Annotated in this window: 22 protein-coding genes; 5 read left to right on the top strand and 17 right to left on the bottom strand. The window is 71.8% G+C overall.

The features are described 5' to 3' along the window. Window positions 1-94 precede the first annotated feature (94 nt). Complete coding sequence (locus ACVWWH_RS00950; protein WP_457315293.1) at window positions 95-1495, top strand: MFS transporter; 1401 nt, start codon at window positions 95-97, stop codon at window positions 1493-1495. On the opposite strand, the gene ACVWWH_RS00945 is transcribed toward ACVWWH_RS00950, so the two are convergent. From ACVWWH_RS00945 to paaZ, 4 genes are all read right to left on the bottom strand, one after another. Next, window positions 1492-2964, bottom strand: a complete 1473-nt coding sequence (locus ACVWWH_RS00945; protein WP_457315292.1) for a CoA transferase — start codon at window positions 2962-2964, stop codon at window positions 1492-1494. The genes ACVWWH_RS00950 and ACVWWH_RS00945 overlap by 4 nt on opposite strands. Next, window positions 2961-3833, bottom strand: a complete 873-nt coding sequence (locus ACVWWH_RS00940; RefSeq protein ID WP_457315291.1) for a class II glutamine amidotransferase — start codon at window positions 3831-3833, stop codon at window positions 2961-2963. Before ACVWWH_RS00940 ends, ACVWWH_RS00945 begins: the two co-directional genes overlap by 4 nt. Before the next feature lie 117 nt (window positions 3834-3950). Further along, window positions 3951-4316, bottom strand: a complete 366-nt coding sequence (locus ACVWWH_RS00935) for a VOC family protein (protein WP_457315290.1) — start codon at window positions 4314-4316, stop codon at window positions 3951-3953. Window positions 4317-4434: 118 nt separating this feature from the next. Continuing rightward, a complete protein-coding gene (gene paaZ / locus ACVWWH_RS00930; RefSeq protein ID WP_457315289.1) occupies window positions 4435-6561 on the bottom strand; it encodes a phenylacetic acid degradation bifunctional protein PaaZ in 2127 nt (708 codons plus the stop codon). Between the two features lie 285 nt (window positions 6562-6846). Between paaZ and ACVWWH_RS00925 the strand changes: the two genes are divergently transcribed. Next, entirely contained in the window at window positions 6847-7779 is a 933-nt protein-coding gene (locus tag ACVWWH_RS00925) for a GDSL-type esterase/lipase family protein (protein ID WP_457315288.1), read from the top strand. Between the two features lie 36 nt (window positions 7780-7815). Here the strand turns inward: ACVWWH_RS00925 and ACVWWH_RS00920 are convergent, their stop codons facing one another. From ACVWWH_RS00920 to ACVWWH_RS00900, 5 genes are all read right to left on the bottom strand, one after another. Continuing rightward, on the bottom strand, window positions 7816-8409 hold the full coding sequence (locus ACVWWH_RS00920; RefSeq protein ID WP_066499956.1) for a GNAT family N-acetyltransferase: 594 nt from the start codon (window positions 8407-8409) through the stop codon (window positions 7816-7818). Between the two features lie 44 nt (window positions 8410-8453). Next, window positions 8454-9173 carry a tyrosine-protein phosphatase gene (locus ACVWWH_RS00915; RefSeq protein ID WP_457315287.1) on the bottom strand — a complete coding sequence of 240 codons (720 nt, stop codon included), beginning with the start codon at window positions 9171-9173 and terminating at the stop codon, window positions 8454-8456. A gap of 381 nt (window positions 9174-9554) precedes the next feature. Continuing rightward, complete coding sequence (locus tag ACVWWH_RS00910) at window positions 9555-10424, bottom strand: 3-hydroxyacyl-CoA dehydrogenase family protein (RefSeq protein ID WP_457315286.1); 870 nt, start codon at window positions 10422-10424, stop codon at window positions 9555-9557. Window positions 10425-10428: 4 nt separating this feature from the next. Further along, a complete protein-coding gene (locus ACVWWH_RS00905) occupies window positions 10429-11202 on the bottom strand; it encodes an enoyl-CoA hydratase/isomerase family protein (protein ID WP_457315515.1) in 774 nt (257 codons plus the stop codon). 117 nt (window positions 11203-11319) lie between these two features. Next, on the bottom strand, window positions 11320-12549 hold the full coding sequence (locus tag ACVWWH_RS00900; protein ID WP_457315285.1) for a thiolase family protein: 1230 nt from the start codon (window positions 12547-12549) through the stop codon (window positions 11320-11322). 244 nt (window positions 12550-12793) lie between these two features. Between ACVWWH_RS00900 and ACVWWH_RS00895 the strand changes: the two genes are divergently transcribed. Both ACVWWH_RS00895 and ACVWWH_RS00890 read left to right on the top strand, forming a co-directional pair. Beyond that, window positions 12794-13528, top strand: a complete 735-nt coding sequence (locus tag ACVWWH_RS00895) for a CPBP family intramembrane glutamic endopeptidase (RefSeq protein WP_066499962.1) — start codon at window positions 12794-12796, stop codon at window positions 13526-13528. 4 nt (window positions 13529-13532) lie between these two features. Beyond that, window positions 13533-14222, top strand: a complete 690-nt coding sequence (locus ACVWWH_RS00890; RefSeq protein WP_457315284.1) for a YceI family protein — start codon at window positions 13533-13535, stop codon at window positions 14220-14222. On the opposite strand, the gene ACVWWH_RS00885 is transcribed toward ACVWWH_RS00890, so the two are convergent. Beyond that, window positions 14164-15777 carry an ATP-binding cassette domain-containing protein gene (locus tag ACVWWH_RS00885; protein ID WP_457315283.1) on the bottom strand — a complete coding sequence of 538 codons (1614 nt, stop codon included), beginning with the start codon at window positions 15775-15777 and terminating at the stop codon, window positions 14164-14166. The genes ACVWWH_RS00890 and ACVWWH_RS00885 overlap by 59 nt on opposite strands. Before the next feature lie 240 nt (window positions 15778-16017). After that, complete coding sequence (locus ACVWWH_RS00880) at window positions 16018-17460, bottom strand: hypothetical protein (RefSeq protein ID WP_457315282.1); 1443 nt, start codon at window positions 17458-17460, stop codon at window positions 16018-16020. 159 nt (window positions 17461-17619) lie between these two features. Between ACVWWH_RS00880 and ACVWWH_RS00875 the strand changes: the two genes are divergently transcribed. Next, entirely contained in the window at window positions 17620-18057 is a 438-nt protein-coding gene (locus ACVWWH_RS00875; protein WP_457315281.1) for a VOC family protein, read from the top strand. Between the two features lie 40 nt (window positions 18058-18097). Here the strand turns inward: ACVWWH_RS00875 and ACVWWH_RS00870 are convergent, their stop codons facing one another. The 6 genes from ACVWWH_RS00870 to ACVWWH_RS00845 all read right to left on the bottom strand — a co-directional run bounded on the left by ACVWWH_RS00870 (window position 18098) and on the right by ACVWWH_RS00845 (window position 23822). Then, entirely contained in the window at window positions 18098-19051 is a 954-nt protein-coding gene (locus ACVWWH_RS00870) for an L-lactate dehydrogenase (RefSeq protein WP_457315280.1), read from the bottom strand. Between the two features lie 81 nt (window positions 19052-19132). Beyond that, window positions 19133-20257 carry an NAD(P)/FAD-dependent oxidoreductase gene (locus ACVWWH_RS00865; RefSeq protein ID WP_066499969.1) on the bottom strand — a complete coding sequence of 375 codons (1125 nt, stop codon included), beginning with the start codon at window positions 20255-20257 and terminating at the stop codon, window positions 19133-19135. A 20-nt stretch (window positions 20258-20277) separates the two neighbouring features. Next, complete coding sequence (locus tag ACVWWH_RS00860) at window positions 20278-21357, bottom strand: Gfo/Idh/MocA family protein (protein WP_066499970.1); 1080 nt, start codon at window positions 21355-21357, stop codon at window positions 20278-20280. After that, window positions 21357-22142, bottom strand: coding sequence for an amino acid ABC transporter ATP-binding protein (locus ACVWWH_RS00855; protein WP_066502708.1), 786 nt, complete (start codon window positions 22140-22142; stop codon window positions 21357-21359). Before ACVWWH_RS00855 ends, ACVWWH_RS00860 begins: the two co-directional genes overlap by 1 nt. Window positions 22143-22183: 41 nt before the next feature. After that, complete coding sequence (locus ACVWWH_RS00850) at window positions 22184-22972, bottom strand: amino acid ABC transporter permease (protein ID WP_457315279.1); 789 nt, start codon at window positions 22970-22972, stop codon at window positions 22184-22186. 19 nt (window positions 22973-22991) lie between these two features. Next, window positions 22992-23822, bottom strand: a complete 831-nt coding sequence (locus ACVWWH_RS00845; protein ID WP_066499973.1) for an ABC transporter substrate-binding protein — start codon at window positions 23820-23822, stop codon at window positions 22992-22994. Window positions 23823-23830: the final 8 nt, after the last annotated feature.

Genomic DNA, 23830 nt, shown 5'->3' with positions numbered 1-23830 from the left:
TGTTGCGAATCACATAGTGGTTTGCGAACCACTTAGTAGGCCCGAGGACATCGCCCCGACGGCCCGCCCCGACGGCCTTCCCAAGGAGAGAACCATGGCTTCACTGCCTTCGACGAGCGCGATGACGAGCAGCAGGATCAGCGACCACCTGGACCGCCTGCCCATCGGCCGGGTCCACTGGAAGGTCGTCGTGGCCGTCGGCCTCGGGCTCTTCTTCGACATGTACGAGGTGTTCCTCTCCGGGTCGATGAGCGTGGCCCTCGGCAAGGACTTCCGGCTCTCGGGGGTCGAGCTCAAGCTGCTGCTGGCCTCGGCGTTCCTCGGCATGTTCCTCGGCGCTGCCTTCCTCGGCCGCCTCGCCGACCGCCTGGGGCGCCGGCGCGCCTTCCTGTTCAACCTCGTCTGGTACTCCGTCTGGTCCCTCATCGGGGCCTTCTCCCCGAATGCAGTCTTCCTCGTGTTCGCGCGCTTCATGGCGGGCATCGGCGTGGGCGCGGAGTACCCGGTCGCGGACGCCTACCTCTCCGACGTCCTGCCCAAGGACAAGCGCGGCCGGATGGCGACCTGGGCGTACACGAGCTCCTTCGTCGCCGTCCCCGTGGTCGGCTTCCTCGCCCTGTGGCTCAACACGGCTCCCCTGGCCGGGATCTCCGGCTGGCGCTGGCTGCTCGGCCTCGGCGGCGTCGGCGCCGTCGTCGTGCTCTTCCTGCGCCGGTCCCTGCCCGAATCCCCGCGGTGGCTCAACAGCGTGGGCCGCACCCAGGAGGCTGCCCAGGCCCTCGAGGTGTTCGCCCGCGGGGCCGGCACCAGCATCAGCGAGCTCGAAAAGGCCGCCCCGCCCCAGGCTGAGGCCGGCCCCCGCCGCGGCACCGACCAGGACGAGCGCCGGAGCCTCACCCGCCTCATGAAGGCCCCCTACCGGAACCGCCTGACCATGCTCGTGATCTTCCACCTGTTCCAGACCTTCGGCTACTACGGCTTCGGGACCCTCGCCGCCCTCGTCCTCGTGGCAAGCGGGCACAGCGTCACGAGTTCGCTGCTCTTCACCGCGCTCTCGTTCCTCGGGTACCCGATCGGCTCGCTCATCTCCACCCCGCTCGTGGCGAAGTTCGAGCGCAAGCACCTGCTCATCGCCTCGATCCTGGCGCTCGGGGTGAGCGGCGTCGGGTTCGCCGTGTCCGGCAACGACGTCCTCATCGTGGCCTTCGGCTTCCTGACCACCATGATCAGCAACGTCTTCTCGAACGTCTTCCACATCTACCAGGCGGAGATCTTCCCCACCGCCCTCCGCGCTACGGCTGTGGGGTGGACCTACTCGCTCTCCAGGCTCTCGAGCGGTGCCCTCCCCTTCGTCCTGCTCCCGGTGCTCGACAGCTTCGGCGCGCTCGCGATGTTCGGCGTCGTCGCCGTCGCGCTCGTGATCATCGCCACGGCGGTCGCCGTGTTCGGGCCGCTCACCACGCGGCGCAGCCTCGCCGAGATCAACCCGGTCTAGCTGGACACCGCCCCGACGCCCCCGGCCCCCTGGGTCCAGCCGAGCGCGGATCCCCCATAGGGCAGGGGGCCGTTCGGGTACTCGAGCTGGGTGCCGTCCAGGACCAGCGGCGGCGGAACGAACTCCAGCACACCGTAGGCGCCGTGGGCCTGCCGCGTCTCCACCGGCAGGCCCACGGCCTGTGCGGCCGCGGCCGGCCGGTCGGCCCGGAGCAGCTCCTCCGCCGTCGCGGCCAGGCTCAGGCGCGCGGTGCCGGCGATCCCCCGGCCGCGCGCCGCGAGCAGGGCCACGGCAGCGGCGGCCATGCCCATCCCGGTCGCGTGGTCGAGCGCCTGGACCGGCAGCGCGCCCGGCCGCCACGCGCCGTCGTCCGGCCGGGTGCCCGGGCCGCCGCACAGGTGCGCGATCCCGCACGCGGCCTGGACGATGCTGTCGAAGCCGCGCGCGTCGGCCCGGGGGCTGTCCCAACCCCACGCGTTGAGGGTCACCACGGCCAGGTGCGCGAATGACTCCCGGAGGGCCGCGGCGTCGAGTCCGAACCGTGCGAGGGCGTCCTGCCGGTAGCCGAGGAAGACCACGTCCGCCGCGGCGGCGAGGTCCCGGATGCGGCCGAGCTGGAAGGGATCGCGCAGGTCGACGACCGCGCTGCGCTTGGCGAAGCCCGTGTCGAGGTGGGCGTCGAGGAGCTCGGGGTGCTGCGGCGGGTCGATGCGCAGCACGTCGGCGCCGAGCGCGCCGAGGAGCCGGGTGGCGCTCGGGCCGGCGATGACGCGGGTGAGGTCCAGGACCCGGACGCCCGCGAGTGGCAGGGCGCCTGGCTCGGCCGCGGGCGGACGGCGGCCGGGGGCGTCCTCGAGCGACCACCTGATCCACGGCTCGGCTGCGGCAGCACGCCCCGGCGGGGATTCCTGCCATTCCTGCCGCGTCCGCACCGCCGCGGCCACTCCCCCGGCGCCCCGCACCGCCTCCTCGACCTCGTGCGCCGTGCGCTCGAGCACCGCTCCGTCGAGCTGCTCGGGCCCCTCGAGCCCGAGCGCCTCCAGCAGCCGCCGGGCGTGGTGCGGATAGTTCGCGTGCAGCCGCACCCACCCGTCGCGGGCGCGGCGGAACCCGGACATCGGCGCCCAGATGTCGGGCGGCATGCCGTCCACGCGCAGGTGCCGGATCGAGTCGAAGGAGGCCGCGGCGAGCGCGGACGACGTCGTCACGCGCCGTCCGCTCGCGGCGGCGCCTCGGGCCTCGGCGTCTGCAGCGGCCAACGCATCGAGGGCCGCGATGAGCGCGCCGAGCGATCCGAGCGCGAGGCCTTCGACGTCCAGCGCCCCGGCCCACCACCAGCGCGGGCCGGACCACCATCCGCCGGTGTCCGGGACGGCGGCCGTCGCGGGGGCGAGGTGGCGGCGCAGGGCCAGCAGGCCGCCGCCCTCGGGGGCGGTCGCCGTCTCGTGGGCGGTCCCGGCCTCGCTCACCGGGGCCTCCCCTCGCGCTGCGACGCGGCGGCGGCGGGGCTGAGATCGTCCACCGAGAGCCTCCTCGTGGGCTGGTCCGGGAAGGGGGAGCTGCAGGATACTGTGAGGTCGCTGCCGACGTGCAGGAGCGTGCCGGGGTCGATCATGCGCCACCGGGGATCGTCCGTCATCGGCTCGGTGGCCACGAGCACGTGGTCGCCGAGGTCCTCCGCGTGGGCGGAGATGCGGGCACTGCGGGCATGGAGCGGGCGGACGCGGCCCGGGGCCCGGGTGCGGTCCTCGAGGACGTGCAGCTCGTGGGTGTCCGGGTAGCGCACCGCCCAGAGGTCCGTGGCCGTGGTGATGATGCAGTTGAGGCTCAGGACGGGCACGTTCTCCGCCAGCCACGTCACGGCGGCCGCGATGCCGGCGCCGACGTCCCCGGCCGCGCCGCGGGTCTCGGCCGTGATGAGGGCGAACAGGCGTTCGCTGTCCGTCTGCCCCTGCACGAGCGCCCGGGTGCCCACGTCCTCAAGCCTGCGGTCGAGGGCGGCGACGTCGGCGAAGGCGCCGTTGTGCGCGAAGAGCCTGCCGTCCTGCTCGAACGGATGCGTATTCACGTAGGTGTGGGCTCCGAGGCTCGCGTAGCGCACGTGGGCGAGGAACGTGGTGCTCTCGAGCCGCCGGGCCTCCCGGGCGAACGCCCGGTCCTCCCAGGCGGCGATCGGCTGCTTGTCCACCCTGGGCCGGCCGTGGCGGGTGAAGGTGCCGATCCCGGTGCCGTCCGGCTCGCGCAGGCTCTGGACCTTGAGGCTGTCCGGGGCGTCCAGCAGCCAGAAGGTCGCCGCGACCGGGCTGCGGCCCGCATGCAGTCCGAACAGCCGGCACACGCTTCCTCCATCGGGGACGCCCATCCTCAGTGCACACGGTACCGCGCCCCGCCCCGGACGCAACGGTGGGCCGGGTACGGAACCCGGCCCACCGCCGTCGTGCGCTGCAGCAGCGCGCTACATGTTGTACTCGACCGTCCCGCCCTCGTGCAGGCAGAGGATGTTCCCATCGGGATCCGCGAACCAGCAGGCGCGCTCGCCGGCCACGGAGTAGATGTGGTGCTCGTCCGTTGTGAGGTTGGGGAGGTCGTAGTCCTCGAAGTGCACGCCGTGCCCCTCGAGTTCCGCCATGGAGCCTTCGAGGTCGTCGACCTCGAACGTCAGGGCGGTGTGGCCCGTGTGGACGGCGTTGGCGTCCACCATCAGGCCCAGCGATGCGGATCCGTCCAGACCGAGGATCATCATCCCGGTCGGGTCCTTGCCGCGGACAGGGAGCCCCAGCGCTCCCTCGTAGAAGTCCTTCGCGCGAGCCTCGTCGGCCACGGTCAGGATAGTGGTTGCCGGTCGTGTCGCCAGCGTCATGGCACACCTCCACGAGGGGAACTGACGCGCCCAGTTTAAGCCCGGAGGGCGGGGTGCGCACCCCGCCCTCCGCGACGGATCAGGCCTTCCTCGGCCACTCCTTCTCGACCAGGGTGAGCACGTCGTAGTTCGCGATCAGCTCGTTGTCCTGGTTGGTCAGGACGGCGTCCCAGCGGACCTCGCCGTACTCGTCCGTGACGCGCGGGGTGATCTGCTTGGCCGTGAGGGTCACCCGGATCGAGTCGCCGGCCGGGACCGGCCGGAGGAAGCGCAGGTTGTCCAGGCCGTAGTTCAGCAGCACCGGGCCGGGCTCGGGCGAGACGAACAGCCCCGCGGCCCAGCTCACGAGGAGGTAGCCGTGCGCCACGATGCCGGGGAAGACGCCGGCCGCGCGGGCGGCCTCGTCATCCATGTGGGCGTAGAACGTGTCGCCCGTCTCGGCAGCGAACTTCGCGATGTCCTCGCGGGTGATCTGCCGCAGCTCGGACCGCATGGCGTCGCCCACGCGCAGCTCGGCCAGCGACTTGCGGAACGGGTGCGTCGAGGGGTCCGCCGGGTCGGCGAGGTTGCAGTCGGCGCCGGTGTGCCACACGCCCGTGACGGCAGTGAGCATGTTCGGCGAGCCCTGGATCGCGGTGCGCTGCATGTGGTGCTTGACCGAGCGGATGCCGCCGAGCTCCTCGCCGCCGCCGGCGCGGCCCGGGCCGCCGTGGACGAGGTGCGGGACCGGGGAGCCGTGGCCGGTCGAGGTCCTGGCGTCCTCGCGGTTGAGCATGAGCACGCGGCCGTGGTGCGCGGCGATCCCGGTCACGAGCGTGCGGGCCGTCTCCGGGTCGTTGGTGCAGACCGAGGCGACGAGCGAGCCGGAGCCCAGCGCGGCGAGCCGGATCGCCTCCTCGAGCGAGGAGTAGCCGACCACCGAGGAGACCGGGCCGAACGCCTCGGTGCCGTGCAGGGCCGGCGCCTGGACGTCCTCCCAGGTCAGGACCACCGGGGACATGAACGCTCCGTCGGCCACGACGGCCTTCTCGCCGCTCGCGGTGACGACCTCGGGCGCCTCGAGGGAGCCGAACGCGATCTTGCCGCCGGCGGCCACGAGGGACTCGACCGCTCCGCGGACGTCCTTGAGCTGTTCCACCGAGGCGAGGGCGCCCATCGTGACCCCCTCGGCGCGCGGATCGCCGACCACGACGCGCTCCGTCACCCGCGCGCCGATGGCGGCGACGACGTCGTCCACGAGCTCGGCCGGGACGATGCTGCGGCGCACCGCGGTGCACTTCTGGCCGGCCTTGACGGTCATCTCGGTGACCACGGACTTGACGAAGGCGTCGAACTCCGGGGTGCCCGGGACGGCGTCGGGACCGAGGATCGCGGCATTGAGCGAGTCCGTCTCGGAAGTGAAGCGGACGCCGCCGTGGACCACGTTCGGGTGGGACTTCAGCAGGTTCGCCGTGGCCGCGGAGCCGGTGAAGGAGACCATGTCGCGGTAGTCGAGCTCGTCCAGGAGCGTGCGGGCCGAGCCGGAGATGAGCTGGATCGAGCCCGCCGGGAGGATCCCGGAGTCGACCATGAGGCGGACCATCGCCTCGGTCACGTACCCGGTCGGGGTGGCGGGCTTGACGATCGTGGGCACGCCGGCCACGAACGCGGGCGCGAACTTCTCGAGCATGCCCCACACGGGGAAGTTGAACGCGTTGATCTGCACGGCCACGCCCGGGATGCGGGTGTAGATGTGCTCACCGGCGAACGAGCCGTCCTTCGAGAGCACCTCCATGGGGCCGTCCACGATCACGTTGCTGTTGGGCAGCTCGCGCCGGCCCTTCGAGCCGAACGTGAAGAGGACGCCGATGCCGCCGTCGACGTCCACCATCGAGTCGATCTTCGTGGCGCCGGTCTTGTAGGAGAGCTCGTAGAGCTCGTCGCGGTGGCCGTTGAGGAACTGGGCGAGCTCCTTGAGCTTGAGCGCGCGCTCGTGGATGGTGAGCCGGCCGAGCTCGGCCTGGCCCACGGTACGGCCGTGCTCGACCATCGCGCCGAGGTCGAGTCCGTCCGCGCTCACGACGGCGAGCAGCTCGCCCGTGCTGGCGTCGCGCACCTCGGCGGCCTTGCTGGCCTCGTCCGGAGTCCACCAGCCGTCGCGGATGTAGCTGGGGACGACGGCGACGCGAGTGGAGTCTGGGGCGGTGGTCTCGGTGGCAGTGGTCATCGTCGACAGTTCCTTCCGATGGGGGCCTGCACGGCTGGCAGAAATTACTGACCGGCCGTTCGGTAATGAGACCAGAATACACGGAAGCGCGGGGCGGCACGAGGGCCGCACCATCAGCGCCCTTGGTCCCTTCTGCCACAGCAGCACCGCTTCTAGGATGGCGGGCATCAGGTGGTCCCCCGGGGCCACATCGACCGCTTGGAGCGCAGCTGTCGGGGGGCGCACGGCCCGGAGCGTTGGGCCGCGACTCCGCGGCGGTCATGCCCCCGGACCATCGGAGCCCAGATGCCCCTTTCACTGAAGCTTCCCCGCCGTACCCTCGCCGCCGGCGCAGCGCTCCTCGTGGCGGGCGCCGGCGCTGTGTCTGCCGCCCCCGCGACGGCCGCGCCCCCGCCTTCCGTCCCCGCTGCCTCCTCGACCCCTCACGTCAGCTACGTCAATCTGGGCGACTCCTATGCGGCGGGCTGGGGCGCGGATGCCCCCGCGGCCTCCGTGAACCCCGACGTCGGATGGGGCAACTGCCTCGTCGGCGGCCGCCCGGACGAGGTCACCCTGCTCTCCGAGCTCAAGAACGTCTCCCTGGCCGGCGACTTCGCGTGCACAGGAGCCACGGTGGGGACGAACACCACGGGCCGGCCGACGATTGGGGAGGAGATCGCCGCCGCCAGCGCGGCGCGGAAGCTCACCACCACCACCAACCTCGTCACGGTCAGCGCCGGCGGCAACGACATCGACTTCGGCACGATCATCGGGGTCTGCGCCCGCGGCACCCTCGGGGACTGCCAGCAGGCTGCCGCTGCCGCACTCCTCAAGGCACGGCAGATCGACGTCGCGGGAACCGTCGCGGCGATCCATGCCGCGGCGAAGCATGCAGTGGTCGCGTGGGTCGGCTACCCCCATCTGTTCGCGGCCAATGGCGGTGGGGTCATGTCTCCTGCGGCGGCGTCGGTCTTCAACCAGGGCACCGACGCGCTCAACGCCGAACTCGCCGGCCTTGTCGGGGAGGCGGGCCGCACCGAGGGCGTCAGGACCCAGTACGTCAACGTGACGCCGAACTTCAGCGGCCACGAGATCGGGTCGGCAGACTCCTGGTTCAACCTCAGCTTCACGGACCCCCAGCTCGAACCCTTCAACTTCCACCCGACGGCCGAGGGATACCTGGAGGGCTACTATCCCGCGATGGCGAGCCAGATCAGTATCGCCAGGCCCGCCGTCTGACCACTCCTCGCGGGCAGCTCGCGGCCGGGCTGCGGCTCAACCCCTCCGGCCGAGCCGAAGCTCGAGCCCGTTGCGGACCATGGGCCACTCCGAAGCGATCACCGAGTAGACCACGGTGTCCCGCAGCGACCCGTCCGGCATGAGCTGATGGCTGCGGAGCACACCGTCCTGCTTGGCCCCGAGCCGCTCGATCGCCGCCCGGGACTGCCGGTTCATCCAATGCGTGCGGAACTCGACCGCGATGCAGCCGAGGGCCTCGAACGCATGGCCCAGGAGCAGGAGCTTGGACTCCGCGTTGGTGCCCGAGCCGTGCGCGCTCGCCGCGTTCCAGGTCGAGCCGATCTCCACGCGGCGGTTCGCGGCGTCGGCATTCATGTACGTGGTCATCCCGATGACCCGGCCATCGGAGGTACGGCGGGCGGCGAACGGGAGCATCGACCCGGCGTCGCGCAGTGCCAGCCGCCGCTCGATCTCCGCGGCCATTCCCTCTGGCCGCGGCACGGACGTGTACCAGAGGCGCCACAGCTCCCCGTCCCGAACCGCGTCCTCGAGCTCCTCGCGGTGGTCCTGGGAGAGCGGCTCGAGTGTCACGAGGCGGCCGCGCAGCGTCACGGGGTCGAGGAAGGGCATGCGCCGAGGATACCGGGCCCGCGCAGGGCGTCGTGGTGGCCGCCTCAGGTGGCGGTCGGGGCGAGCTTGGCCCGGATGGCCGCGATGTCCGCGGCGGTGAGGCCGTGGTCGAGGAGGAAGCGCTCGACGTCGAGCCCGGCCGCGAACGCCGCGAGGGCCTCCTGCCGCTCGGCGATCATCGGGGCCAGCTCGGCGTCGTCGTGCCACCGCTCGTAGGGGTGCTTGACCGGGCTGACCCGGTGCCACTCGTTGATGCCGCGGACGCTCGCCTCGTACTGGGCGGCGACGGCCTCCGGAGCTGCGGCCGGGTCCGCGAGCTGCAGCAGCATGGTGACGATGATGCCTGTGCGGTCGCGGCCCGCCGAGCAGTGCAGGACGACGCCGGCCGGCGCCTCCGCGATCGCGCGGAACACGGCGGCGATGAGGTCCGGGAAGAGGCGCACCGTGCCCGGGTAGCCCTTGGGGTGGCTGAGGTACGGGATGAGCTCGGCCGCGAACTGGGCCGCGTGCTCGGGATGGGCGGGGTCCTCGGTGGGCGTGTTCACGATCGTGATGCCGTCCATGGCCTCCGGCCGCACGTCGGGATCGGTGGGGCGGCGGCGCTGCTCGTCCGGGTTCCGCAGGTCGATCACGGTGCGGACGCCGTCGGTGCGCATCTGCCGCCACCCGCGTTCGGTGAGCCATTCGCGCCGGCCCATCCGGTACACCGAGCCGAGGACCCGCCGGGCGTTGACGGCGCCCTCCCAGGCCACGGCGTCGCTCATGCGGACAGGCCGGGGCGCCGGGCCGCCGCGCGCGGGACAGCGGCGGGGCCGGCGGAACGGGGCAAGCTCATGGCACCATCTTCCCGCACAGCCCTCCCTCCTTTGTGGAGTCACCTCCGCACCCATGAGGAGTCACATGCGCTGCGTCGAGGAGTCACCTCCGCACCCACGAGGAGTCGCATGCGCTGCGTCGAGGAGTCACCTCCGCACCCACGAGGAGTCGCATGCGCTGCGTCGAGGAGTCACCTCCGCACCCATGAGGAGTCGCTTGCGAGAACGCGACTCCTCAACCCGACGGACGTGACTCCCCAACACCGCGGGGGTGACTCCTCACCATTGCGGACCTGGCTCCTCAACGGAGGCGGGGGGGTCGCGGGGCGGTCAGGTCCAGTCGTAGAAGCCTTTGCCGGTCTTGCGGCCGAGCTCGCCGGCGGCGACCTTGTCGCGCAGGATCTGGGGCGGGGCGAAGCGGTCGCCGAGGGTCTGGTGGAGGTATTCGGCGATGCCGAGCCGGACGTCCAGGCCCACGATGTCGGTGGTCTTCAGCGGGCCCGTGGGGTGCTTGTAGCCCAGGACCATGGCGTTGTCGATGTCCTCCGCGGACGCGACGCCCTCCTCGACCATGCGCATCGCCTCGAGCGCGATCGCCACGCCGAGGCGCGAGGACGCGAACCCGGGGGCGTCCTTGACCACCACGGCCGTCTTGGCGAGCCCGGCGACCCAGGCCCGGGCCGCGGCCTCGGTCTCCGCGGACGTCTTCTCGGCGATGACGACCTCGATCAGGGTCGAGGCGGGGACCGGGTTGAAGAAGTGCAGGCCCAGGAACCGCTCGGGCCGGGCGAGGGACTCGGCCAGCTTGGACACGGACAGCGAGGAGGTGTTGGTGGCCAGGAACGCGCCGGGGGCGAGCTCGGCCTCGACCGCGGTGAGGGCCTGGGTCTTCAGGGCCGGGTCCTCGGGCACGGCCTCGACCACGAGGGCCCGGCCGCCGAAGTCGGCGTAGTCCACCGAGGCAGTGAAGGACTCGAGGATCTCATCGAGATTGCCCTCGGCCGCGCCGCGCTCGATCGACTTCGCCACCGACGCCTCGACCCGTTCCCGGGCCCCCTGTGCGGACTGCTCGTCGCGCTCGACGACGACCACGTCCGCCCCGCCCATGAGGAACGCGTGCGCGATCCCGGCGCCCATGCGGCCGCCGCCGAGCACGCCCACGCGTGCGGGCAGCCCCTCGGCCAGAGTGATCTTTCCCATGTGTCTACTTCTTCTTTCGGTCGAGGAATGCCTGCATGCGGTCGAACTTGGCCTGGGACTCGAACAGCATCCCCTGGGCCAGGGTGTCGATGAGGGGGTGGACCTCCCGCGGGCTGTGGAACACGGCCTTGGAGATCCGCACGGCCAGCGGGTCCTGGGCGCCGATCCGGTCCGCGAGCCGGTGCGCGGCCAGGATCAGGTCCGCCGGCTCCACGAGTTCGGTGACGAGCCCGGCCGCGAGGCATTCGGCGCCCTTGAGGACTCGCCCGGCCAGGAGGATCTCCTTGGCCAGCGGCTCGCCGACGAGCTCCCGCAGCCGCCAGGTCGCCCCGGCCGCGGCCATGATCCCCAGCCCGGTCTCCGGGTTGCCCACCCGCAGCGACTCGGTGCCGATCCGGAAGTCCGCCGCGTACGCCAGCTCCGCCCCGCCGCCGAGGGCATACCCCTCCAGCGCGGCGATGACGGGCATGGGGAGCTTGGCGATGCGGTCGAAGACGCCCGAGTTGATCCCCGCCAGCGCATCGTCCCGCCGCCGCTGGCGCAGCTGGGCGATGTCCGCGCCGGAGGCGAAGACCCCCTTCGCACCCGTGGCGGGGTCCGCCGGGGTGCCCGAGAGGATCAGGACCTTCGGGTGGGCCTCGAGGTGCGCGCAGACGGCGTGCAGCTCCTCGACCATCGCCGCATCGATCGCGTTGCGCACCGCCGGACGGTGCAGCCGCGCGTGCAGCCGGTCCGCGGCCTCCTCGACCACGAGCGTGGCGAAGCCTGACGCGTCCAGGCGCGCCCCGCCGTCGTGCGTCGCCTCAGCGGACCGCGCGGACGACGCCGGCCCCTCCCCCGCCGCGGTGGGCGCGCCGCCGTCCGCGCTCGCCGCAGCCTCGATGCCGTCCGCCACCTAGACCCCCTCGATCAGCAGGGCAGTGCCCTGGCCCACGCCCACGCACATCGTGGCCAGGCCGAGCTTCCGGCCAGCGCCCGCGCCGAGTTCGCGGTCCATGCGGCCCAGGAGCGTCACGACCAGGCGGGACCCGGAGGAGCCGAGCGGGTGGCCGAGGGCGATCGCGCCGCCGTCGGCGTTGACGATGTCCTCATCCAGCTTCAGCTCGCGCATCACGGCCAGCGACTGGGAGGCGAAGGCCTCGTTCAGCTCCACCGCGCCCAGGTCCGCCACGGAGACGCCCTGGCGCTCGAGGACCTTGCGGGTGGCCGGGACCGGGCCGATGCCCATGATCTCCGGCGCCACCCCGGCGGAGGCGCCGTCGAGGATGCGGGCCCGCGGGGCCAGGCCGAACCGCTCGATGGCGGCCTCCGAGGCCACCACGATGGCCGAGGCGCCGTCGTTGAGCGAGGACGCATTGCCCGCCGTCACCACGGAGCCGCCCTTCACGACCGGGCGCAGCTTCGCGAGGACGTCCATCGAGGTGCCCGGGCGCGGGCCCTCGTCGGTGTCCACCACGGTCGTCGCGCCCTTGCGGCCCGTGACCGTCACGGGCACGATCTCGTCGGCGAACCGCCCGGCCTCGATCGCGGCGAGGGCCCGCTCGTGGGAGCGGACCGCGAACGCGTCGCAGTCCTCGCGCGAGGTGTCGAAGACGCGGGCGACCTCCTCGGCCGTCTCCGGCATCGAGAACGTTGCCTTCCCGTCCCGGGAGAGCTCCCCGGACAGGAAATTCGGGTTCGGGAAGCGCCACCCGATCGAGGTGTCGAACACGGCCCCCGGCTTGGCGAACGCCGTCGCGGGCTTCTCCATCACCCAGGGGGCACGGGACATCGACTCGACCCCGCCGGCCACGACGAGGTCCGCCGCCCCGGCCTTGACCATGTGCGAGGCCATGATGATCGCGGACAGGCCCGAGGCGCACAGACGGTTCACCGTGATCCCCGGCACGCTGTCCGGGAACCCGGCCAGCAGCCACGCCATGCGGGCCACGTTCCGGTTCTCCTCGCCCGCGCCGTTGGCATTGCCCAGGATCACCTCGTCCACGAGCGCGGGATCGATGCCCGCCCGCTCCACCGCGGCCCGCACCGTCAGCGCCGCCAGATCGTCCGGACGCACCGAGGACAGCGCGCCCCCGTACCGCCCCACCGGGGTCCGCGCCCCGCCGACCAGAAAAGCCTCAGCCATGTGCACTCCCTCATGCATCGTTACGCGCAGGATCCGGCCGGGAGCCTTCCGTCCACGAAATAGTTACCGACCGTTCGTTCTATAAAGGTTCTCACCCGGCCACCCTCGGGTCAACCTACCGCCGCTCCGCCCACCACACCCCCGCGGCCCCCGCCGCCCCGCCCGCCGGCGCCGAATCAGCGCCGCTGCAGCGCCCCTGCAGAGGGGTGGAACCCCGCAGGGGCCCAGATCGTTCTGAGAGTTGATGCTCCACTCGCCCTCCACGTCGCCCGCCAGGCCGCGGCGTTTCACCCGGTACACGCCCACGGACGCCCTCGCGATCGTGCTCTACCTCGGCCTGCCGTTCGCCCTGGTGTTCCTGCCGTTCGATCGGCTGGCCTGGCTGACCCGGGACCCGCTGGTGGGCACCTACCTGCTCAACCTCGCGCTCTACGCGGCCGTCTTCGTCGCCGCCATGGTGGCCGCGCGGCACTACGTGGTCCGGGACGCCCGCATCCTCGCGACCAGGCCATGGTTCACGCTGGGGATCCTTCCCCTGCTGCTCGTGGCCATGCTCATCGTGACGGTGATCGTGGTCTCGCTCGCGGGCGGGGTCGAGGTGTCGGTCAACCAGACCGGGCTCGAGGACATGACGGCCCATGTCCCCTGGTACCTCACGGCGCCCCTGCTCGTGCTGATCGGCCCCTTCGTCGAGGAGTACATCTTCCGGCACCTGCTGATCGGGAAGCTGAGCCAGTACATCAACCGATGGATCTGCTACGCGGCATCGGTGGTACTGTTCGCAGCGCTGCACATCGCGGGCCGCGAGGCGATCACCCTCCAGGCCCTCGCGCCGTACCTGGGGCTGGGCCTCGTGCTCGTCTTCGCGTACGCGTGGACGGCCAACAACCTCATGTTCAGCTACTCACTGCACGCCCTCAAGAACCTCCTGTCCGTGGTGCTCATGTACACCGTGGACATCAGTTCGCTCACTCGCTAGGACTATGGACAGACGCAGACTCCTGATCCCCCTCGTCATCGTCGTGGCGCTGATCGCCGCCGTGGTGGTCGGCGGCCCGCTCGTGTACGCAGCGGTCAGGCCGGCGACGCAGGACCCGTTCAGCATCGCGGCGGCGACCGGACCCGCGGCCAGCACGACGCCGCGCCCCGCCTCGGCGGACAACGGCACCTGGAGCGTGGCCCCGGGCTCGCAGGCCGGGTACACGGTCAACGAGGTGCTCAACGGCAAGGCGCTCGCGGTCGTGGGCCGCACGGACAAGGTGACCGGGTCGGCGTCGGTGGCCGGCGGAAAGCTCACCGCAGGGACCATCACCGTGGATGCCGGCAGCATCGCCACCGACAACACCGGCCGTGACAACTACTTCCGCTTCACCGTGATCTCCGCGGGCAAGTACCCGCAGGCCACGTTCACGCTGGGGGCGCCCGTGGCCCTTCCGGACCTGGGCGGCCAGCCCGTGGACGTGATCGTGCCCGGCACGCTCTCCCTCGCGGGCGAGACCCGTAGCGTGAGCGCGGATGTGAAGGTGGTGCGCGACGGCGACCGCATCGCCGCCGCCGGCTCCATCCCGATCGCGGTGAGGGACTTCGGGATCGACCCGCCGAACCTCGGCTTCGTCAAGGTCGAGGACCACGCGAAGGTCGAGTTCCGGGTGAACCTGGCCCAGAACGGCTGATCGCCAGCCGCCGGCCGGGCCCCGCCGGGCCGCCGAGACCGCCGAACCACCGGGACAGGGCGCGGTCGTGGCTCGCGATCACGAGGGTGCCGCGGTACCCGGCCAGGGCCTCCTCGAGCTCGTCGACGAGCAGCGGCGCGAGGTGGTTGGTCGGCTCGTCGAGCAGCAGCAGTTCCGGGCGTCCCGCGAGGATCCTCGCGAGGGCGAGCCGGCGGTACTGCCCGGCCGAGAGCGAGCCCACGGGCACGAAGAAGTCCCCCACCCGGAACAGTCCGGTGTGCATGAGGGCCTCGGCGTGGTCGTCGAGGTCGCCGTGCAGCCCCGCGGCGTAGGCCGCGAGGAGCCGCGTCTGCGGGTCCGGCGGGGGCGGGATCTCCTGGGGCAGGAGGGACACCGCGGCCGGCCCCCCGGCGCCGCCCGGGGCCCGGGCGACCGAGGCCTCGCCCGTGCAGGGCACGAGTCCGGCGAGCACCCCGAGCAGGGTCGACTTCCCGGCGCCGTTCGGGCCGGTGACCAGGAGCCGCTCGCCCGGGGCGAGGGCCAGGTCGAGCGGCGCGAGCCGGCCCGGCACTGCGGCGCCGGACAGCGTGATGGAGGCCCCGGCGTCGGCCGTGAAGGCCGAGGCGAGGTGCAGGGGCCGCGGCGGAGGGAGGACCGCCGCCGCCTCGAGCCGGCGCAGCCGCTCGCGGGCGGAGCGCACCTGGCTCTCGATCGCGGCGGAGACCCGCTGGCCGAAGTAGTTGTAGCCGGACTTGTCGTTGTCGGTCCTGCGGCCGTAGGCGACCCTGTCCGCCACCGCGGCGGCCTTGCCCCGCTCGTGCTCCTTCGCCGCGACCCAGGCGGCGTAGGCGCGCTCCCACTCGCGCCGCTCCCGGGCCTTCTCCGCGCGGTACCCCGCGTACCCGTTGCCGTACCGGCGCACCGACCGGGTGTCGGCGTCGACCTCGACGATCACGCGGGCAAAGCGGTCGAGGAAGTCCCGGTCGTGGGACACGGCGACCACGATCCCGGGGCGCGCGGCGATCTCGGCCTCGAGCCAGGCGAGCGCCTCGGCGTCGAGGTGGTTCGTGGGCTCGTCGAGGAGCAGGATCGGGGCCGGGTCCGCGAGCGCGAGGGCCAGCGCGATCCGCTCAGCCTCCCCGCCGGAGAGGCTTCCCAGCGTGCGGTCCTCCCCCGTCCGCGCGAGGTGGCCCACCCCGAGGCGCTCGAGGGCGATCGCGAGGGACACCTCGGCGCGCACGACGGCGTTCGCCGCCTCATCGAGGTCGGCCTCCTCGGCGCTGGGGTCGGCGCCCGGCTCCGCCTGCGCAGCCCCCGCCGCCGCCTCGGCCAGGAGGGCGCCCACCCGCGCGGCGGAATCCTGCGTCTGGGCGAGGCGGGAGGCCCGGCCGTGGATCGCGACCGTTCCGGCCTCGGGCTGCTCCTGGCCTGCCATGAGCCGCAGGAGGGTGGACTTGCCCGCGCCGTTCTCGCCCACCACGGCGATGCGCTCGCCGTCCGTGACGGTGAGGTCCACGCGGTCGAGGAGGAGCCGGTCTCCGTATCCGTGGCTCACGCCGCTGAGCGAAAGGTGGACCGCCGAGCGCCGGACTGTCCCGGGGCCGGCACGCAGTTCGGGGCGGCTGTTCTGGAACCGGCTGAGGGGTGCATGCATCGCTGTCTCGCTTCGCGGCTCGCGGGCGCGGGTGTGCCCGGGCGGATGGGGGCTGGGTCGGGAATCAGCGGAGCATGCCCCCAGCCTCCCGGGCGGCGGACGGGGTGTCAAGGGCGCCCTCGGGCCCGGGGACGTCCGTCCCTACAGGCCGGCCTTGCTGAAGACCTGGTCGACGAGTGCCACCAGAGCCTCGGCCGCCGGCTGCACCTCGGCGTCCGTCCTGCGGATGTCGTTCGCCTCGACGGACAGCGTCCCCCGCCGCGCGCCGACCGCGATGTGCCTCTCGCCGGTGCCGTCCGGGAGCTCGTAGACCACCGCGTAGCCGGCGTCCCCCCGGGGCACTGAGGCCAGCGGCCTGAGCGAGGACCAGGAGCGGGTCTGGGAGACCCCCATGACGTTCTCCGTGACCGACCGGCAGGTCCGCAGCGCCTGGGCCCGCGCGTCGAAGGGATAGGGCTGCGCGACGGACCCGGCCATGCTGACGGCGAGCAGGGTGATGAACGACTTCTGGGCCGGGCTGCCCGAGTACTGCGCCTGGACCATCGAGGAACCTGCGAGGGCGCCGAGGTACGCGGCGTCATCGTAGGTGCACGCCGGCTCGGTGGGGCGCGCGGAGGAGGTGGCCGGCGCCGGGACGAGCTGAGCGTTGACCAGCGGCGCGCTCCCGTCAGGGCCGGGCACGCCCCGGATCAGGGCGGCCAGCTGCTCCGGCGTCCGGGAGTTCGGCGCCGGGGTGCGCACGGTGGGCGGGTGGTTGGCGGCCTGGTCGATGATCTTCCGGGCGATCCCGGCCAGGGCGTCCAGCGCGGGCTGGGCGTCGGCGTCCTGCGCGACGCTGAGCGAGAGGGAGATCGACAGGGTGCCCGCCAGCACGTGGAGGGCCGTCCCGCCCAGGTCGCCCGGTCCGCCGGGCGAGGTCTTCTGGAGCACCGCGAAGGCCCGCTCCCCCACCTTCGGGGCGGGGAGCATCCGGAGGCTGTAGGAGGAGGCAGTGCTCCCCTGGTCGATCTTCAGACTGAACTGGCTGCAGTGGGAGGCGATGCTGTCCGTGTAGTGGAAGTCGGAGGAGGCGAGCGCGTCCCCGGGCGCACTCCTGACGATCACGATCGCGGTCGTCGTCGGCCCTCCGGAACCGGCCGACGCCGTGGCGTCGGAGCCGCCGAACGCCGGCATCGCGCCCTGGGCGAAGGCCACGTTCGCGTCGCGGGCGATATCGAACGGGTTCTTGGTCGCGAAGGGCTGGCACTCGGCGGGAGTCGCCGTGGACGTGATCGACGGCCAGGCGTTGGCCGTGGCACCGATCCGGAAGCTGCGCGAGTCGGAGGCGCCGTAGGGGCGCACCGTCACCGCGTTGACGATCGCCATGAGCTCGTCATCGGTGAAGACTTTGGTCGGCTGGCCCGCGGGCGCCCCCGCTGCCGGCGACTGGCTGGCCGTCGGCGCGGCCGGCGGTGCGGACGCGCCGGAGGAGCATCCGGCGGCAGCAAGGACCACCATCGCCGCGGCCACGGCCAGACGGCTCAGGCGGCGTGCTCCACGCCGCCCGTGGGAGAGGACCCGCCTCGCGCCTCGCGTTCCTGACATGGTGCCCTCCTCACCGCTGGGCTTCCAGCGTGACGGCCACCCACAGCGCGGCCTAGAGGAATTCGCCCCGAGGGGCGCCGGGCAGCAGCGGACACGTTCTGTCCTCTTCGAGCCTCGCTGGCCCTTCCGCGCCAGGACGGCGCTGCCTAGCGTGGGGCCATGGCTTACTCCTTCCAAGTGGTCATCGACAGCCGAGACCCGCATGCCCAGGCGGACTGGTGGGCCGAGACCCTCGGCTGGACGGTCGAGCCCAGCGACGAGGACTTCATCCGGCGCATGATCGCCGAGGGCTACGCGACCGAGGCCGAGACGACGACGCACCACGGCGTCCTCGTGTGGGCGTCCGCGCAGGCCATCTGCCCGCCCGACCAGGTCGGGGACCGGGGCCGGCAGCGGTTCCTGTTCCAGGCCGTCCCCGAGGACAAGACCGTCAAGAACCGGGTGCACTGGGACGTGCGCCTCCGCGGCGACGACAAGGACGAGGTCCGGGCCCGGCTCGAGGCCCGGGGGGCCAGGTTCCTGTGGGAGGGCCACGAGGGCCCCCATGGGTGGTACACCATGGCCGATCCGGAGGGGAACGAGTTCTGCATCACGTGAGCGGCCCGGGCGGGGTCTTCCCGTCCCGGCTCCCTGGTGGCTAGTACCCGAGCGACTGTGCCGAGGCCCGCAGCGCCTCGGCCGAGCGCCCGAGCCGCGCCAGCTCGCCGTCGTCCATCGGGACCTCGAGGACGCGCCGCACACCGCCCGCGCCCACCACCGAGGGCAGGCTCAGCGCCACCCCGTGGAGGCCGTACTGGCCGTACAGCACCGAGGAGACCGGCAGCACGGCGTCCTCGCGGCCCAGGACCGCTTCGACGATGCGGGCCGCGGAGAGCCCGATGGCGTAGTTCGTGGCGCCCTTGCCCTCAATCACCCGGTACGCGGCCGTGCGGACGTTGTGTGCGAGCGCCTCGAGGGATTCGGGAGTGAAGGCCAGGGAGCCGTCGTCGGCCCTCCAATCCCGCAGGGGGACGCCGCCGATGGTCGCGCAGGCCCAGAGGGGGAATTCCGTGTCGCCGTGCTCGCCGACGATGTAGGCGTGCACGGACGAGCGGGAGACCCCGATGCGCTCGCCGAGGAGCCAGCGCAGGCGGGAGGTGTCCAGCACCGTACCGGAGGCGAACACGCGGCCGGCAGGGAGGCCGGAGATCCGCTGCGCGATGACCGTGAGCACGTCGCACGGGTTCGTGACGAGGACGTAGACGGCCTCGGGCGCCTGCTCGGTGAGCCGCGGCATGAGGTTCTCGAGGATGCGGGCGTTCGTCCCGGCGAGCTCGAGCCGGGTCTGGCCGGGCCGCTGCTTCGCTCCCGCGGTGATCACCACGATGTCCGCTCCCGCCGCGAGCGCCAGGTCCGTCCCGCCGGTGATGCTCGAGGCTCCGGTGAACTGGGTCCCGTGGGCGAGGTCGAGGACCTCGGCCTCGACCTTCGCCTGGTCGATGTCGTAGAGGACCACCTCGCGCGCCGAGCCGCGGATGAGGGCCGCATAGGCCACCGAGCTCCCCACCGCGCCGGCGCCGACCACCACGAGCTTGCCTGCCTGAGCCGCCATGGAGTCTTCCTATGCCACCCCGGCCCGCGAGTGCAAGCCTCTCCACTCATCTGGACCGGGCGGAAAGGCCTGCGGGCGGCGTCAGGCGTCGAACCGCTCGGGCCTGAACGTTGCCAGCATCGGATGTGGCCGGCCGGTGATGAGCTCGCTGGCAATCAGTTCGCCGGCGATGAGGGCCAGTGTGGCCCCGGAGTGGGTGAATGCCGTGTAGCACCCCGGGATCTTCCGAAGCTCCCCGAAGACGGGCTCGCCGTCGCCGGGGATCGGCTTGAGTCCCAGCTTCCACGATCCTGCCTTCAGCTTCGGAGTCCCCACGAGCAGCCGCGAGGCCTCCTCGAGCAGTTCGTCGACCACGGGCTCGGGAATGGAATACTCCCCGGCGGCGTCGCGGACAATGTGCTCCTCGTACCAATCGTGGTCGATCGCGATGGTGCTGCCCGGGTTGGGACGGATTGCGGCCCGGGGCGTGTTGAGGACGGCCCGGACGCCGTGGTCGAAGGGTTCAGTGACGACGAGCATCGAGACGGGCGAGCCGTTGTCGATCTGCACCCCGAGTGGAGCCACGACGTCCGGGGTGTGCGCACCGCAGGCGACGACTACGGCGTCCGCTCGGACGGTGCCGAGGGCCGGCGCCGCCACGCCGGCGGCGCGGCCGTCCTCGATGATCACCTCGGCCGGACCTGCCTGGGCCTGGAGGACGCCGCCGCGGCGCGTGAACTCGGCCATGAGGTGATCGATGAGGTGCGGAAGGCTCACCCAGCCCTCCCCGGGGTTGTAGACGGAGGTCTCGGCGAGCGCCTCGGCATTGAGACCCGGGGTGACGTCGCCGATGGTGTCCGGCCCCACGAGGTGCGAGTCGTAGGCGTGGGAACGCTCGTACTGGTGCCGCGCGGCGGCTGAGGCCCCGTCGCCGTCGCTGTCCCAGAAGACCCCGCCGCCGAACTGGAGCCATTCACGGGAGGGATCCTGGGCGAAGAGGGTGCGGTAGCGGTCGATGCCCGCCATGCGCAGCGCGTGGTACTCGACGCTCCTGGTCCCGGCCGAGTTGAGCCAGGAGAGCGAGCGGCCCGAGGCGCCGGAGGCGAGCGCCCCCTCGGTGACCAGGGTGACGGCCGCACCGGAGCGGAGCAGGTGGACCGCGGCGGAGACGCCGATGACGCCGCCGCCGATGACTGCGATGTGGCGGGAGTTCTGGTTCTCGGGCATGTCGTTCTTCCTCTGGTGTCTCAGATGTGTGCGAGCGAGCGGACGGGAGTGCCTGCATGCAGGCCCCGGATGATCCGCAGGGTCTGGAGGGCTTCGGTCGGTTCGACGGGTGGGGGTGCGCCGCGATGCAGGGCGTCGGCGAGCAGGCGGTAGAAGGCGGGGTAGTCGCCGGGGGCGAGGCCTACGTCGACGGTCGTGGTGCCGTCCGAGAGCCGGGCGGGTTCCCTTGATGGGACAGCGCCGTAGCCGTGCCGGGCGGGGTCCCCTCCGGCTGCGAGCGCGGCTTCCTGACCGTCCAGGCCCCATGATGTGAACCCGGCCCGGCTACCGAGGACGTGGAACCGCGGGCCCTGCGCCGGGGCGACGCCGTTCATCCAGAGGCGGCTCACGACGCCGGAGGCGTGCCGCAGTTCTGTGAAGCTGTCCTCGTCGCCCCCTGCCCCCGAGGAATGCCTTCTGAGGTCCGCCCTCGCCGTGTCGACGGGGCCGAAGAGCCGGAGCGCCTGGTCGATGAGGTGGCTGCCGAGGTCAGTGAGCAGACCGCCGCCCTCATCGATCCCGGCGGCGTCGCGCCAGTTGCCGAAGCCTTCGGGACGCCACCATTCGAAGCGGGACTCGAACGTATGGACCTCGCCGAGCCTGCCCGAACCGACGAGGTCGGCGACCGTCAGGAAATCCCCGTCCCAGCGCCGGTTCTGGAACACCGTCAGGACGACGCCGGCGGCGGCCGCGGCGTCGATCATCGCTTGGGCGTCCTCGACCGACGGTGCGAAGGGCTTGTCGACCACGACGTGGAAGCCGCGGCCGACGGCGGCGATCACCTGGTCCCGGTGGAGCGCAGGCGGAGTACCGAGGACCACGAGATCGAGCTCCAGACTGCCGTCGTCGATGCTCCTGAGGAGCCCGGCGTAATCCGGCACGATGAGGGCCCTCGGGAAGCGCCGGCGGGCGGACACCGTCCTGGCCGGGTTTCCGGTCACGACGGCGTCCACGCTGAAGTCCGGATTGGCCGCGAGGAGGGGGCCGTGGAACACCCCGCCGGAGACGCCGAAGCCGACGATCGCCGTTCTGATCGGGCTCCTCGGGCCGACCTGTCCCATCACAGCACCTCCGAGAGGAAACGCTGCAGACGGGCCGAGCGGGGGCGGTCGAAGATGTCCTCCGGAGTGCCGGTCTCGACGACCTGCCCCTCATCCATGAAGACCACCTGATTCGCGGCCCTCCGCGCGAACCCCATCTCGTGCGTCACGACGACCATCGTCATGCCGCGCCTGCTAAGGCTTGCCATGAGATTGAGCACCCCGTTGACGAGTTCGGGGTCAAGCGCGGACGTCGCCTCGTCGAAGAGCATGACCTGGGGTTCCATCGCGAGCGCACGGGCGATCGCGACCCGCTGCTGCTGTCCGCCGGAAAGGTCTTTGGGCCTGTGGTCCGCCCGGTCCCGCAGCCCCACTTCGTCCAGACGTGCCCTCGCCAGATCGATGGCCTCCTTCTTCGAAAGACGCTTGACCTTCCACGGCGAGAGCGCCACGTTCTCGAGAGCGCTGTGGTCCGGAAAGAGGTTGAAGTGCTGGAAGACCATGCCGATCTTCCGGCGCAACTGGTCCGGGTGCTGGCCGAGGGTCGAGGCTCCATCGAGGAGCACATCCCCCGACTTCGGCTCATGCAACCGGTTGATGCCGCGCAGGAGCGTCGACTTGCCCGAGCCCGATGGCCCGATCACGCAGGTCGTCGTTCCGGGCTCGACTCGGAGGCTGATGCTGCGGACCACGTCCACCTCCCCATAGGCGAGGGTGAGGTCCCGGAGGTCGAGCCCGGCGCCCCTGTAGGCGGGGGCCACGGGAGCCGATGGTGTGGCAGGCGATGGCGATGCTTCGGTGTTCATGGTGGTGTCCCTGGTCCATGGGCGGGCTGCCGCGGGGATGGTCATGGGCGTGCATCCTCTGCTGGAGCGCCGACCGTCTCGAGCTCGGCGACTTCTCGGAGTCCGGAGATGGGCGCGACAGCTTTGCGCCGCCCGGTGCGGAAACGCTGGTCGATGAAGTTCACCAGGTGGGTGAGCGGGACGGTGACGATGAGGTAGAAGAGCCCTGCGAGGACCAGCGGGGAGAGGTTCCCGCTCAGGACCGCGGCGTCCTGGCCGACGCGGAAGAGCTCGCGTTCGGAGACAAGCAGCCCCAGGAAGTAGACGAGGCTGGAGTCCTTGACGATCGAGATGAACTGGTTGACGAGCGCGGGGAGCACGCGTCGAACACCTTGGGGCACGACCACCAGGCGCATGGCCGGCCCGTAGCCCATCCCGAGGGCGCGGCAGGCCTCAAGCTGGCCCTTGTCGACAGCTTGGATGCCGGCCCGGAAGATCTCCCCGATATACGCGCCCGAGATGAGGCTCAGCGCGATGATGCCGAGCGGGTAGGGGCTGGGCCCGAAGATCTGCTGGCTCAGACGCGCGAAGCCCTGGCCGATGAGGAGGATGGTCAGGATGGCCGGGAGTCCGCGGAACAGGTCGGTGTAGACACGGGCGGGCCATCGCAGCCAGGCCGAGGGCGAGATGCCCATGAGGGCGACGAGCATCCCGGCGATGCAGCCAATAACGGTGGCCGCGATCGATATGACGAGGGTGTTCACGAGGCCGACCTGCAGCAGCTGGGGCAGGACATCGGCCATCGCCTGGAAGTCGAAGAAGGTCTTGGCGAGGGTGTCGAACAGATCCATCGTGGTGCTTTCTGCTCGGTTACTGGTCGGAAGCGGGCAGGTACTGCTTCGGCATGGGCGAACCCGGGAACCACTTCTGGTAGAGGCGCTTCCATGTGCCGTCGGCCATCGCAGCCTTGAGCGCCTTGTTCAGCGCGTCCTTGAGGGCAGGCTTGTTCTTGGCAATGGCGAAGCCTGCAGGGGCGTCGAAGGACGGAATGTCGGCCGCGTCGACGAGACCGAACTTCGAGACGTAGTCCTTGGCAGCCTCGTAGTCGAGGAAGTGGGCGTCGATCGTGCCCGAGTTGAGGGCCGAGACCGCGGCGTTGTTGTCCGGGAAGCGGACGAGGTTCGAGTCGGGGAAGTTCTTCATGGCGTAGGTCTCCTGCAGGGTGCCCTGCACGACACCGAGACGCTTGCCCTTGATGGCATCGGCACTCGTGACTCCCGACGCCTTCGTCGTGAGCACGGTGAGGTATCCGGCGAGGTAGCCGTCAGAGAAGTCGACAGTCTGCTTGCGCTTGTCCGTGATGCCGATGGCGGCGACGCCGACGTCGAATTGCCCGTTCGCGACGGCGGGAAGGATCGCGGAGAAGTCCTGGCCGGTGAAGACGACATTGTCGATGCCGGCCCGGTGCGCGACGTCAGTGAAGAGCTCGACGTCGAAGCCGGTGAACTTCCCGGACGAGTCAGTGAACGTGTAGGGCTTGGAGTCGCCGACGCTCGCGACACGGAACTGCCCGGGGGTGATGAGGCCGTAGGGGTTTGACGCCGCAGCCGTGGATGACGCGCTGCTCGAGCCGCCGCAGGCCGACAGGGAGAGGGCGAGTGCGGCCGCTGCCGCCAGTGCCGCTGCTTTGATGCTCCGCATGAGGGGAC

This window comes from Sinomonas sp. RB5 (assembly GCF_054063535.1).
The sequence above is the reverse complement of the archived record's forward strand: the minus strand, read 5'-3'. Positions and strand labels throughout refer to the sequence as shown.